13 protein-coding genes are annotated in these 13,341 nt (G+C 58.0%); 11 read left to right on the forward strand and 2 right to left on the reverse strand.

From position 1 onward, the window contains the following. Window positions 1–171: 171 nt before the first annotated feature. Entirely contained in the window at window positions 172–1,557 is a 1,386-nt protein-coding gene (gene argA / locus RRB22_05830; protein MDT8383915.1) for an amino-acid N-acetyltransferase, read from the reverse strand. A 622-nt stretch (window positions 1,558–2,179) separates the two neighbouring features. Here argA and djlA point away from each other — a divergent pair. Then, entirely contained in the window at window positions 2,180–2,980 is an 801-nt protein-coding gene (djlA, locus tag RRB22_05835) for a co-chaperone DjlA (protein MDT8383916.1), read from the forward strand. Then, a complete protein-coding gene (locus RRB22_05840) occupies window positions 2,981–3,952 on the forward strand; it encodes a hypothetical protein (protein MDT8383917.1) in 972 nt (323 codons plus the stop codon). It abuts the gene before it with no gap. 7 nt (window positions 3,953–3,959) lie between these two features. On the opposite strand, the gene RRB22_05845 is transcribed toward RRB22_05840, so the two are convergent. Then, on the reverse strand, window positions 3,960–4,823 hold the full coding sequence (locus RRB22_05845; protein MDT8383918.1) for a DUF3530 family protein: 864 nt from the start codon (window positions 4,821–4,823) through the stop codon (window positions 3,960–3,962). A 225-nt stretch (window positions 4,824–5,048) separates the two neighbouring features. On the opposite strand from RRB22_05845, the gene rpe reads away from it, so the two are divergent. The 9 genes from rpe (at window position 5,049) to RRB22_05890 (ending at window position 13,339) form a co-directional block, all read left to right on the forward strand. Then, on the forward strand, window positions 5,049–5,741 hold the full coding sequence (gene rpe, locus RRB22_05850; protein MDT8383919.1) for a ribulose-phosphate 3-epimerase: 693 nt from the start codon (window positions 5,049–5,051) through the stop codon (window positions 5,739–5,741). A gap of 98 nt (window positions 5,742–5,839) precedes the next feature. Then, the gene (locus RRB22_05855) at window positions 5,840–6,523 is read left to right on the forward strand and encodes a phosphoglycolate phosphatase (GenBank protein ID MDT8383920.1); all 684 of its coding nucleotides are present in this window, start codon (window positions 5,840–5,842) and stop codon (window positions 6,521–6,523) included. Between the two features lie 150 nt (window positions 6,524–6,673). Beyond that, entirely contained in the window at window positions 6,674–8,194 is a 1,521-nt protein-coding gene (gene trpE, locus RRB22_05860) for an anthranilate synthase component I (protein ID MDT8383921.1), read from the forward strand. After that, window positions 8,191–8,790 (forward strand): DUF502 domain-containing protein, encoded by a 600-nt coding sequence (locus tag RRB22_05865; GenBank protein MDT8383922.1) that lies wholly within the window; start codon window positions 8,191–8,193, stop codon window positions 8,788–8,790. The genes trpE and RRB22_05865 overlap by 4 nt, the downstream gene beginning before the upstream one ends. A 177-nt stretch (window positions 8,791–8,967) precedes the next feature. Further along, a complete protein-coding gene (locus RRB22_05870; GenBank protein MDT8383923.1) occupies window positions 8,968–10,248 on the forward strand; it encodes a tyrosine-type recombinase/integrase in 1,281 nt (426 codons plus the stop codon). Further along, window positions 10,245–10,952, forward strand: a complete 708-nt coding sequence (locus tag RRB22_05875; GenBank protein ID MDT8383924.1) for a hypothetical protein — start codon at window positions 10,245–10,247, stop codon at window positions 10,950–10,952. The genes RRB22_05870 and RRB22_05875 overlap by 4 nt, the downstream gene beginning before the upstream one ends. Before the next feature lie 121 nt (window positions 10,953–11,073). Further along, complete coding sequence (locus tag RRB22_05880; protein MDT8383925.1) at window positions 11,074–11,283, forward strand: AlpA family transcriptional regulator; 210 nt, start codon at window positions 11,074–11,076, stop codon at window positions 11,281–11,283. Window positions 11,284–11,823: 540 nt separating this feature from the next. After that, window positions 11,824–12,828: an AAA family ATPase gene (locus RRB22_05885; protein MDT8383926.1), complete on the forward strand. Its 1,005-nt coding sequence runs from the start codon at window positions 11,824–11,826 to the stop codon at window positions 12,826–12,828. Further along, complete coding sequence (locus RRB22_05890; GenBank protein ID MDT8383927.1) at window positions 12,821–13,339, forward strand: hypothetical protein; 519 nt, start codon at window positions 12,821–12,823, stop codon at window positions 13,337–13,339. Before RRB22_05885 ends, RRB22_05890 begins: the two co-directional genes overlap by 8 nt. Window positions 13,340–13,341 lie beyond the last annotated feature (2 nt).

Raw genomic sequence — 13,341 nt, forward strand, 5'->3', positions numbered from 1 at the left:
TGAATAACAATAATCATAAAATACTATAGGCGGCTCAGGCCGCTTTTTTTTGTCCGCGTTTTTTACCGAGCACTGTGCCGACCACTGTTTTGGTGACGGTTGTCGGTGATATTTCAAAGCCTCTCTCTGCTGTCGTGGCGCCGCTGACGTTATGGCGCGGGGCGGCCGGCCCTATGCCACGTCCAGGGTCTTTATAAACACCTTCGAATTGCGCCGGTAGTTGTACAGGCTTTGGCGCTTCATCGGTAGAACCTTGATGTCCGCCCGCTTATAACCACGTTCCAGAAACCAGTGCGAGGTTTTGGTGGACAGCACAAACAGCTGCCGCAGGCCCTGCTGTGCTGCCTGTTTTTCGATCCATTGCAGCAGGGTGTTGCCGCGCGCACTGCCGCGGTAATCCGGGTGCACGGCGAGGCAGGCCACCTCGGCCATTTTTTCCCGGGCAAAGGGATACAGGGCGGCGCAGGCGATGATCATGCCGTCGCGCTCAATGACCGTAAACCGGTCGATCTCCCTTTCCAGATTTTCACGCGAACGGCGCACCAGAATGTCGGCCTGCTCCAGGGGGGCGATCAGTTCCAGGATACCGGCGACATCATCGATGGTCGCCTGCCGGGTGCCTTCGTAGGCATCCGCATTGATCAGCGTGCCGACGCCGTCACGGGTAAACAGTTCCTGCAGCAGGGCGCCATCGATCTGCCGATTGAGAATGTGTACCCGCTTGATGCCGTTGAGGCACAGGTTCACCGCGCTGTGCAGGATGCGCCGCAGGCCCTCGGGAAGTTTCTGCCGTGAAGACAGCACCTGCTGCGCCGCGCTCAGGCTGAGTTCGCGGGCCAGATGTTTGCGCCCATCGCGTAGCCCCGGGCCTTCGGTGAGATACAGCACCTTGTCGGCGTGCAGAGCGATGGCGGCCGAGGTGGCCACATCCTCGGCGCTGAGATTGAAGACCTCGCCGGTGGGCGAATAACCCAGCGGTGAGAGCAGCACCACGGCATTCTGATCGAGCTGCTGATGGATGGCGGCGGCATCGATCCGCCGCACCTCGCCGGTGTGCAGATAGTCTACCCCTTCGTGTACACCCAGCGGCCGGGCGGTGACCACGTTGCCGGAGGCGACCCGCAGGCGGGCGCCCGCCATGGGCGAATTGGCCAGCCCCATGGAGAGCAGCGCCTCGATCTCTACCCGCACCGTGCCCACCGCCTCCTTGACACAGGCCAGCGCCACATCATCGGTGATCCGCAGGTCGTCATGGAAGGCAATCGAGGCGCTGGCGGAACGCGCCTTCAGGCGGGCCTCTACCTGGGGGCGGGTGCCGTGCACCAGCACTAGCCGGATTCCCAGGCTGTTGAGCAGGGCAAAGTCGTGGATCAGGCTGGCAAAGTTCGTGTCCGCCACCGCCTCACCGCCAAATACCACCACAAAGGTGCGGCCGCGAAAGGCGTTGATGTAGGGCGCGGCGTTACGAAACCACTGCGCGAAGACGGTGTTTTCATTGTTGCCTGCGGCCCTGGCGGGCGATTTCCTGGCCGGTTTTTTGCTGGATTGTGTTGCCACTCGCAGCTCCTGAGGTCACGTGTTTGTTGTTGGTTGTTATCGAGAGCCGCCGCCATGTCATTGGATTTACGGCAGAAAGCCTCCTGGCCGCATTGTAACCCAGGCGATGTCGCTGGCAACACGGCTATTTTCGGGCGCCACGGGCGATTAAACCGTATGAAATACAGGGACAATAACCGAGTAAAATACCTTGATAAATGTCCGGGCGGTTTGCTAAGGTTTGCGTCTCTCCGGTTTCCATGAAACCCGAGGGTGGGGGCCGAGGCTCCGAGGGGGCATTTATTCTAAATATCAGAGAGGGGGATTTTTAATGGAACTCAAAGTAACTGCACTGTTGAACATCGCTGTGATCGTGGCCATCGTCGGTTTTATGATTGATGCCGCTGGCGTTTAAAGACATTACTCGTTAAACGAAAAACGGGGTGCCTGGCACCCCGTTTTTCGTTTAACCGGTTTCGTTCTTGCGACGGTGTTTTTGCGTGGTAGAAAGATACGCGCTGCCGGGGTCTGGCCCATCGCCGAGCACGGCACATGCCCCGTCAAGTCTCCATAAACGCTCCATGAAAGTCTTCGCCCATAATTCACGGTATACTGCGCGCCTGGCGAAGGCGGGTGCGGGAGGGTGGCGTTGAACTTTTGGGGCAAGTTAATCGGCGGTTTTCTGGGCTACCTGATGGGTGGCCTGTTCGGGGCGCTCATCGGCGCCGCCCTGGGGCATCAGTTTGACCGCGGCATGGCGAGTTTCGGTGGTAATTTTTCCGCCGGCCTGGGGGGCCTGAGCCACATCGAGATTCAACGCGCCTTTTTCGAGGCGACCTTCTCCATCATGGGCAAGGTGGCCAAGGCCGATGGCCGCGTCTCGGAGCAGGAGATTGCCCTGGCGCGACAGATCATGGAGCGCATGGGCCTGCCCGAACTCGCTCGCCGCGAGGCGATGGCGCTTTTCTCCCAGGGCAAGCAGGCCGATTTCGACCACCAGGCCATGCTCACCCGTTTTCACGAGGCGACACGACGGACGCGCAACCTGCGCCAGATGTTCATCGAGATCCAGCTGCACGCCGCCTATGCCGACGGCGCACTGAACCCGGCGGAGAAGCGGCTGCTGCTGACGATCTGCAATGAGCTGGGTTTTTCCGCCAGCGACTTTGACCGCCTCGACGCCATGGTGCGCGCCGAGCGGCACACCACCCGGGGTGGCAAGGTGGAACAGGTATCGCTGGACGACGCCTATGCCATCCTCAATATCTCCAGCAAGGCCGGCGACGCCGAGGTGAAGCGGGCCTATCGCCGGCTCATCAACCAACACCACCCGGACAAGCTCGTCGCCAGGGGGTTGCCGGCCGAGATGATGAAACTGGCCGAAGAAAAGACCCATGAGATCCGCGCCTCGTATGACCGCATCCGCGAAGCGCGGGGTATTTGAATGATCCCGCTTGCACGCTATTGCCTGATTTCTCTGCTGCTGCCATGGCCGGTGTTTGCCGCCGAGGCTGAGGCGACCGCCGCGCTGAGCCTGGGCTACCGGCTGGATGCTCTGGACTGGAGCATCGACGGTGCGGGTAACCCCGTGGGCTCCGAACCCAATATCCTCTCCGAGCTGGAGTGGCGGGACACGGAAATCGTGCAGCTCAAGGCCGAGCTGGTCGGCACCAATCGGGCGGGGTTCTATTTTCGCGGCAGCGCCGCCCTTGGCCGGTCATTTGACGGCGAGAATCAGGATTCCGATTATGCCGGCGACAACCGCACCCTGGAGTTTTCCCGTTCGCTCAATGATACCAACGGCAGCGAAGTGTTGGACCTGGGCGGCGGCCTGGGTTACACCTTTTTTCTGGGCGTGGACCAGGCCATCCGGCTGGTGCCCATGGTCGGCTATTCCTACCACCAGCAACGTCTGCGCATGCGCAACGGCAATCAGGTGTTGTGGGACGCGGACAATGCCGCGATCTACGATCCGGGGATTGTGAGCGGCCCGCCACTGGGTCCGTTTGCGGGCCTGGACTCGAGCTATGAGGCCCACTGGTTTGGCCCCTGGCTGGGGGTGGATCTGCGCATGGATCTGGCGGGCGGCAGTGCCGTGTTTGCGCGTGTGGAGGCGCATCAGGCCACCTATTTTGCCCAGGCCGACTGGAATCTGCGGGACGATTTCGCCCATCCGGTGAGCTTTGAACACGAGGCGGACGGCCGGGGCTGGGTGCTGGAGCTGGGCTGGCAGGCCCTGCCCTCCCGCTATCAATGGACCTGGGGCGTGACCCTGTCCTTGCAGGACTGGACCACGAACTCCGGCACCGATCGCACCTTTTTCGCCGACAACACCTTTTCCGAGGGGCGGCTGAATGGGGCCAACTGGTCGTCGCGCAGCCTCAGCATCGGGCTGAACAAGGCCTTTGAGAACTGAAAAAGAATCAGGGCCGGGTTTTTACTGGCGCATCATTGGCAGCCGGGTCTGTGGCCATCTGGGTCAGCCAGCCCGCCACCCGCTTGATGAGGGTGGTATCCAGGCCCTGAAAAAAGTGGTCCGCCCCCGCGATCACGGTCTGCCGATAGCCGCCATTGTCCGCCTGGCTGGCCGCGCGGGCCCGTGCCGAGTCCCGTACCCCGTCCAGATCGAAGGCACCGTAGAGGTCCAGCACCGGAATAGTGATGTTGGCCAGGGCGTCCGGCGTGTGCGCCACGCTGCCCGGGGCCTGATTCATACCGATGCCCACGAAGGCGCGGATGGCATCGCTGCCGGGGGCCTTCTGTGCCAGAAAATAGGCGCCCATGGCCGCGCCCAGACTGTGTCCCACCAGGGTGATGTTGGCAATGCCCTGCTGTTGCAGATGGGCGACCGCGGCCGAAATGCGGCGGTTGGCCGCCGGGAACAGCGGCGGGTAATCCTCGAAGTTGGCGCTATTGGGCCATACCGGTAGCTGGATGGAGAGGGTCGCCCAGCCGGCCTCGGGCAGCGCCTTGCGCAGCGGGGCGATTACGTCCGGCCAGTCCGGGTGAGCACCCAGCCCGTGCAGCAGGATCACCCCGCCGCGTTTGAGGGTGCCCTCGGCGGGGGTGTAGAGGGCGAAGAAGGTCTGCGGTGCCGTCGCCGGTTCGGTGGCTGTTGCGGCGGCGGCCTCGGTGGAGAGCTCCAGCGCCTGCCCAACAATCAGCTGTTCGCGGATCTGCTCGGCCCAGCTGCGCTCCTTGAGCCTGTCCGAGGCCAGGGTCGTGGTGCTGGTTGCGGTGCTGAGTGCGCCCATACACAGGCACAAAAGATAAAGTGGGTATCGCATCGTCATATCCTGACTACCGGGTTGTACGCAGGCTGAGCATATCGGCTCCGCGGGTCGAGACCAAGCCCTGCTATCGATATGGCTGAAATGTACGCGCCAATAGGGTAAAGTCCCCGGTCGCGATTTTTTTGACGCACCGGTGGTCAGGCCCCGGATAAAAAGAAGTCGCCATTTTTGCAGTCGCTGAAGTCATTACTGAAGTCATAAACGGAAGAGGCCAAAACCATGCCAGATTTTAAAATTGCCCCGTCGATCCTGTCGGCAGATTTTGCCCGCCTCGGCGAGGAAGTGGATAACGTCATCAAGTCCGGTGCGGATGTGGTGCACTTCGACGTGATGGACAACCACTATGTGCCGAATCTCACCATCGGCCCGCTGGTCTGCGAGGCGCTGCGTAAGCATGGCGTTACCGCCGACATCGATGTGCACCTGATGGTCAAGCCGGTGGATCGTATCATCCCGGACTTTGCCGCCGCCGGCGCCTCCTACATTACCTTTCATCCCGAGGCCTCCGAACATATCGATCGCACCCTGCAACTGATCCAGAGCGAAGGCTGCAAGTCAGGCCTGGTGTTTAATCCCGCCACGCCACTGGACGTGCTCAAGCACGTGCTCGACAAGGTGGACATCGTGTTACTGATGTCGGTGAACCCCGGCTTTGGTGGCCAGAGTTTCATCCCGGAAACCCTGAACAAGTTGCGTGAGGCGCGCAAGATTATCGATGCCTCCGGCCGTGACATCCGCCTGGAGATCGACGGTGGTGTGAAGGTGGACAATATCCGGGAAATCGCCGAAGCCGGCGCCGACATGTTTGTGGCCGGTTCCGCGGTATTCGGTGCCAAGTCGGCTTCCGATGCCAATACCTACGACACCGTGATCAAGGCCTTCCGTGCCGAGCTGGCGGCCGCCAGGGTATAAGCCGGAGCGGGTAATGTCAGGGGCGCGCTTTTTTCTTTTTTATAGAGAATGAATGGCGCCCTTTTAATTAATAAGAAAGCGTTATAAGAGTCGTGGTTATGAGTGAACAGAAAAGCGTGTTGCGTAAACCGGAAATGATCCTGATCGATGTCGATGGCACCCTGGTGGATTCGGTGCCCGATCTCGCCTATTGCGTCGACCAGATGATGCTGGCGCTGGATATGCCGGTGCACGGTGAGGCGAAGGTCCGCAACTGGGTCGGTAACGGCGTGGAGCGGCTGGTGCGTCGCGCCCTCATCGGCCAGCTCGACGGCGAGCCCGATGAGGCCCTGTATGAACGGGCCTATCCGGTTTTTCTCGAGCTGTACGCGGCCAACACCAGCCAGCGCAGCAGCCTCTACCCCGGGGTGCGCGAAGGGCTGGATTATCTGCATGCCGCCGGTTACGCCCTGGGCTGCGTCACCAACAAGGCCGCGCAGTTCACCATCCCCCTGCTGCAGGACCTCGGTATTCACGACGATTTTGCGAACATCGTCTGTGGTGATACCCTCGCCAAAAAGAAGCCCGACCCTTTGCCGCTGCTGCATTCGGCCGAGGTGCTGGGGGTGGCGCCGGACAGGTCCCTGATGCTGGGTGATTCGGTGAGCGATGTGAAGGCGGCCCGCGCGGCCGGGTTTCAGATCGTCTGCATGAGTTACGGCTACAATCACGGGGTGGATATCCGCGAGTCCAATCCCGATGCGGTGATTGACTCGATGGCGGAATTGAAAGATTTGCTGTAAAGAATGACGGATAAAAAGATCTGACTTGATTGCGGGAAAAATGAGACAAATGTTTCGCACCACACAAATCAAATGGCAACAGGGACGCTGGCGCGGTTGAGGCCGATGCTGTTGAATCCCCCTGTACCTTTGAATTTGTAGGTGATGAACATGAACGCAGAACAATTCGCCGCCCTGGCCGCCCGGCTTTCGGCGCAAGACTCCGGATTACAGACCGTTGCCCATCGTATTCCGCTGATGCGCGAGGTGCTGGCCGATCTCGATACTCCCCTCAGCACCTATCTAAAGTTAGCCGATGGCGCCTATTCCTATCTGTTCGAATCTGTGCAGGGCGGTGAGAAGTGGGGGCGCTATTCCATTATCGGTCTACCCAGCCGCACCGTGCTGAAGGTCAGCGGCAGGCAGGTCGAGGTGGAGACCGATGGCGTGGTGGTGGAGACGCTGCACACGGATGACCCGCTGCGCTGGATTGAGGAATTTCAGGCACGTTACCAGGTGGTCGAGACCGAGGGCCTGCCGCGCTTTAATGGCGGGCTGGTGGGTTATTTCGGCTACGACACCATTCGCTACATTGAGCCGCGGCTGGCCGCCTGTCCCAATCCCGATACGCTGGGCACGCCGGATATCCTGCTGATGGTCTCCGATGAGGTGGTGGTGTTCGACAACCTCGGCGGCAAGCTGTATCTCATCGTGCATGTCGATGCCGGCCAGACCGACGGCTATGCCTGCGGCAAACAGCGCCTTGATGCGCTGGAGACACGGCTGCGTCAGGCGACCCCGCATGTCGACCCACAGCCGGGCCGCGAGGTCAACGAGGCGGACTTTGTCTCCGGCTTTACCGAAGACGGTTTCAAACAGGCGGTGCAGGCGGCGCGAGACTATATTGTTGAGGGCGATGTGATGCAGGTGGTGTTGTCGCAGCGCCTGTCGATCCCCTTTTCGGCGCCGCCACTGCATCTGTATCGCGCCCTGCGCAGCCTCAATCCCTCGCCATACATGTTCTATCTGAATCTGCGCGACTTCCACATCGCCGGTTCCTCGCCGGAGATCCTCACCCGTCTGGAAGACGAGGTCGTCACCGTGCGGCCCATCGCTGGTACCCGCCGTCGCGGTCATGACCCAGCCGAGGACCGGGCCATGGAGGCGGAGCTGCTGGCCGACCCCAAGGAGCTGGCCGAGCACCTGATGCTCATCGATCTGGGCCGCAATGACGTGGGCCGCATCGCCCAGATCGGTAGCGTCGAGCTGACGGAAAAGATGCTGGTGGAGCGTTACTCGCACGTGATGCACATCGTCTCCAACGTCGAGGGAAAATTGAAACCAGGCCTGTCGGCGATGGATGTACTGCGCGCCACCTTCCCAGCCGGCACGGTGAGCGGCGCGCCGAAGATTCGCGCCATGGAAATCATCGACGAGCTGGAGCCGGTGAAGCGCGGCATCTACGCCGGGGCGGTGGGTTATCTCGGCTGGAACGGCAACATGGACACGGCGATTGCGATCCGCACCGCGGTGATCAAGTCCGGTGAGCTGCATATCCAGGCCGGCGCGGGCGTGGTCTATGATTCGCAGCCCGCGCTGGAATGGAAAGAGACCATGAACAAGGCGCGTGCCGTGTTTCGCGCCGTAAGCATGGCCGAGGCCGGGCTGGACAGCTCGCCGCCACGATCATGAACCGCCTGTTGCAACACCTGCTCAAGGGACTGGCCACAGTGGCGCCACTGCTGCTGACGGTGTGGTTGCTGTACTGGGCGACCAGCGGCCTGGAGGCCTTTAGCCGCCCCTGGGCCATGCGCCTGCTGCCCGAGGGATTCTACATTCCCGGTATGGGACTGCTGGTGGGCCTGCTGGTGCTGGCCGGCCTGGGTCTGCTGGCCAACATCTTTCTGGTGCAGTGGCTGCTGAACCAGGTCGACCGGCTGATGTCGCACATCCCCCTGGTCAAGAGCCTGTTGTCCGCGATCAAGGATTTTGCCCAGCTATTGTCGGGTGACAAGACCCGCCAGCTGCGACACGTGGTGAGCATCGAACTGCAGGGCATGCGGCTGGTCGGTTTTGTGGTGCGGGAGTCGGTAAGACTGTCGGGCGCGGACGATGAGATGTTGGTGGCGGTGTATTTTCCCATGAGCTACCAGATTGGCGGCTATACCCTGTATGTGCCGCGAGAAAGGCTCACCACCCTGGATATGCCGCTGGAGGACGCCATGCGCATGGTACTGACCGGGGGCGCGAGCGAGGCGCCGAGAAAAGACAAGGCAGGTAACCCGTAATGCTGTTGATGATTGATAAACAGCATCGGCATCCAGCGAAGTCCGTTAGAGTCTGATACCCGCCTTAAATCCCATTGTTAGCGCCGTTATAGTATCCGTTTATAATCGACATCGTCCGTTGTTATCCTGTGAAGATGAGGGTATTGTTGAGGGTATCAAAACAAGGTACCCGCAATCATGTCCCTTACCGATAGCCAAATCCGCAACACCAAGCCCGGTGAAAAACCCATCAAAATAACCGATGGCGGTGGGCTTTACCTGGAGGTGCGTCCGACTGGTTCGAAGTTGTGGCGTTACCGCTACCGCATCGCGGGTAAGGAAAACGTTTTTGCTGTCGGTGAGTATGTCCAAGCCCCAAACGGCGAAACCAAAGAGCAAACCCAAGCGCGGCGCAATGCAGGGAGGCTTACGCTTGCTGAAGCAAGGGTGACGCGCGAGGAATGGCGGGCGCTGGTAAAGCAAGGCATCCACCCGGCGCACAATCGGCAAGCTGCACGACTGGCAACGCATGCCGAGAACGCCAACACTTTTGAAGCAGTGGCGCGGGAATGGATATCCAAGAAAAAGGCGGGATGGTCGGCATACTACCTCCGCCAAGTGGAGCGGTTTCTTGAGGCTGATATGTTCCCCTACATTGGCAATCTGCCTATTCGCAACGTGACGGCAGCGCATATTCTGGAGGTCGTGCGCCGGGTGGAAGGACGCGGCGCTGGAAGTGTGGCCTTGCTGGCGCGGCAATGGACTTCCGCGATTTTCCGCTATGCCGTGGCGACACTGCGGGCGGATGCTGATCCAGCGGCGGCATTAAAGGGCGCTATTCACCGACCCAAGGTGAAGCATCACAAACCACTATCCCGCGACCAAATAGCCGACTTCTTGAAGGCGCTTGATTCCTTTGGTGGGTACCGCACTACCGTTATCGCCTTGCGCTTAATGCTGCTGACTTTTGTCCGTACCGTTGAGCTACGGGCGGCGCAATGGACAGAGATTGATCTTGAGCGGGCGGAGTGGCGCATCCCTGCCGAGCGAATGAAGATGCGAGAGCCGCACCTTGTTCCTCTGTCTCAGCAATCCGTGGAGCTGTTGCGGGAACTGCATACCTACACTGGCGGACGGGCTTTCTTGTTCCCGAACTATCGCAACCCGAAAACCTGTATGACTCCAACAACGCTGAACCGGGCGCTGGAGCGTATGGGCTTTAACGGTAAGGGCAGTATTGGCTTTTCGGCGCATGGCTTCCGGGCGACGGCTTCCACAATTCTGAACGAATTGGGTTATCGCTCTGAAGTGATCGAGCGCCAGCTTGCCCATGCCGAGCGAAACAAAGTGCGGGCCAGCTATAACCAAGCCGAATATCTGGAAGATCGGCGAGTCATGATGCAGCAATGGGCAGACCTGACCAACGAAATGGCGAAGGCTGAAAGCAAGGTGACATCAATCAAGCTCGTGTCGGCATGATCTACTACGAGAAATCAGACATCGATATGATTCTGGAAAAAATTGGGAAACCTTTTCCAGTAACCAAAAGGGCTTCCTTTGAAGAGCGGTTAGATGATTGTGCAGGTGCCTTTCTTCAGGCTTTTGGGGCTGAGAAAGTTGATTCACCCAGTGTCATTGTAAGCAGCTTGGGCAAAATTGAAAAAGCTGCTGAGAAGCTTGTCAGTCTTACTAAAAGTCCAGAAGGTTCGAGTGCTGTACATAGATTGAGACGCCGTGCGGCGTACTATCAAAAAATACGCGTTACCACGCAGTCACTAACAACAAGCGGTCAGCTTGAAGAGCATATAAGGCCAAGCGAGTTTCATAATGTCGATCAGGCTATCAAGGCGGTTAAGGATCTCGAACTTTACGCACGGACTGCATTAGCTGATGAAAAGAAAAAGATAAAAGTCGATAAAAAACGAAATAAAGGCCAAGCGGCGCGACAGACATTTGTAGATGATCTGGCGGGGCTTTGGTCAGATATGTTTGATGAGCTTCCAGGAACATCCACTGATTCAGAAACAGGCAACAAAGTTAGCGGACCATTTGTCCGTTTCACATTGGCTTGCTATGCCCCATTGCTTCGCGAGCAGCCAACGCTGCCAGAGCTTAAAGAGAATTCGGTCCGTCACCATTTTCGGAAATCTGGTGTGGCGAAGCTAAAACGGCTTATAAAATAGAACATGGCAAAATCAGGGTTGAAAAAAACTTAATCTCACCATTTATCTTCCGCGCACCAACCAAATTTAAGATTGCTTCTAACGGCCAATAACGGCTTTTCACGAAAAGAGGCAATCAGTAATGAACCAACTCCCACAAACCGGATTCCTCCGCCTGTCGCAAATCATTGGTGATCCGAAGCGTAATATTCCACCCATCATTCCAGTTAAGAAAACATGCTGGTGGATGGGGGTAAAGTCTGGGCGTTTCCCGAAGCCCGTGAAAATCGGCAATGGGCGCGGGACGTTCTGGCGGGTGGAAGATATTCGCGCCCTAATCGAATCGGTTTAGGGGGCGTTATGATTAGAAAAGAAAACGCCCCAATGAAGGGGCGCGGTAATTGTGAAGCTGACACTCGCAATTCTACCGCAATCAATCCTGTTTCCCAATCCCGTGCCTCACAATTTAAAGCCACTGGAGTAAGCGCGTTCTTGTCTCGACTCGATAAGGTGAAGCGTACCGGGACTGGGCGGTATCAGGCGCGATGCCCTGCCCATGATGACCGAGGGCCATCACTATCAATTCGAGAGTTAGAAGATGGTCGGACATTAGTTCATTGCTTCGCGGGCTGTGACGTGCATTCCGTCCTGTCAGCGGTGGGTCTGGACATAGGTGCTCTTTTTCCCGAGCGAGAAATACAGCATGGAAGGCCGGAGCGCCGACCATTTCCAGCGACGGATGTGTTGCGATGCATTGCTTTCGAGGCGTTGATTGTAGCGATAGCTGGGGCAAGTCTGTTGTCTGGTGATCCTTTCACCGATGCTGATCGGGCCCGGCTGACGCTGGCTGTTGGTCGCATACAAGCCGCTTTGGATGCTGCGGGGTTGGGTTATGAATAACGGAGCAGAGCGTGGAGCGTCTTTCCTCGATGTACAAGCTGAGAGGGCGCTTAAAGGTACAGTATTGAATGCAACGATACCGGGGCCGGTTCAACCTCTAGAAATAATCACAATTGAGGATTTTCTTCGCAAAGAGTTACCCCCGCGAGAACATCTCTTAGCACCTTGGTTGCCCCGCCAGGGATTGGCGATGATTCACGCCTATCGGGGTATTGGTAAAACTCACGTCGCTCTGGCAGTAGGTCTTGCAGTAGCCAGCGGTGGATGCGCTTTAGGCTGGAAGGCACCAAGTCCTGCTGGTGTTTTGCTGCTCGATGGTGAAATGCCTGGCCCAGCCTTGCAAGAACGCCTTGCAGCGATTGTTGCCAGCTCAGATAGCGAAGTGTCAGCGCCCTTCAAAATTATGACGCCCGACCTTCAACCAAAAGACAGAGCAGCTTTTAATCTTGCGGAAGTTGCTGACCAAGAAGCCTTAGAAACTTGCTTGAAAGGAATTGACTTAATCATCGTCGATAACTTGGCAACAATAGCCCGATCAGGCAAAAGTAATGACGCAGAAAGCTGGCTACCCATTCAAGAGTGGGCACTGCGTCAAAGAGCTTCAGGTCGTTCCGTTTTATTCATTCACCACAGTGGCAAGAGTGGAGCGCAACGCGGCACCAGTGCAAAGGAAGATGTTCTCGACACTGTAATAGGACTTCGAAGACCGTCAGACTATGAGCAGTCGCAAGGTGCTCGATTCGAAATCCACTTCGAGAAGACCCGAGGTTTCAGCGGTAAAGATGCCGACCCTTTGGAGGTGGCGTTAGTTTCTGATTCTCAAGACTCCATGACATGGACGGTCAAGCCGCTTGAAGATGCGCTCTTTGATCGAGTGATAGAACTGCATAAGGAAGGGCTATCTCAAAAAGAAATCGCAGAGGAAGTTCAGCGGGACAAGAGCCGGATTTCTCGGATGTTAAAACGCGCGAGGGATGAGGGTCGAGTTAATGATTAAAGAGAACCCTGCCGAGTTGCGCAGTTGCGCCCCTATACAAGCGCAACCCGCAACCTTTACCCCTGAAAACGCAACTACTAGCGCAACTAAGGCGCAACCCAGTAGCCTGAAGGCCGCAGCACTATTAGTTTTAGGGCGCAACGATATACGCAACCAAAGCGCAACACCCTCGGAAACAGGGCGCAACTCAGGCGCAACTTTTACCTGTAACGAAGAAAAAACGATCCGGGCATGGCTGACATATATTGAGGAAACCGACCCACAAGAAATCGCCGAAGTGATAGCTCAGTGCTATGCCGATGCTGAGGCGCGAGTCTACTATCTGAGGCGGGCGGAAGAAGTGCCACCAACACCCGCTCCCGACTACTGGGCCACCTGTGGTGCGTGTCGATACTTCCAGCGAATAGAGCACCCGAACCTTGGGCATTGCACCCAAGGCGAGCCTGAAGCCCATGCGGGCCTGTGGGATGCTGACCTGCGCTATTGCAAACAATATCAAATGAAGGGGTGACT

Source organism: Gammaproteobacteria bacterium, assembly GCA_032250735.1.
In the GTDB taxonomy this organism is placed as follows: Bacteria; Pseudomonadota; Gammaproteobacteria; order SZUA-152; family SZUA-152; genus SZUA-152.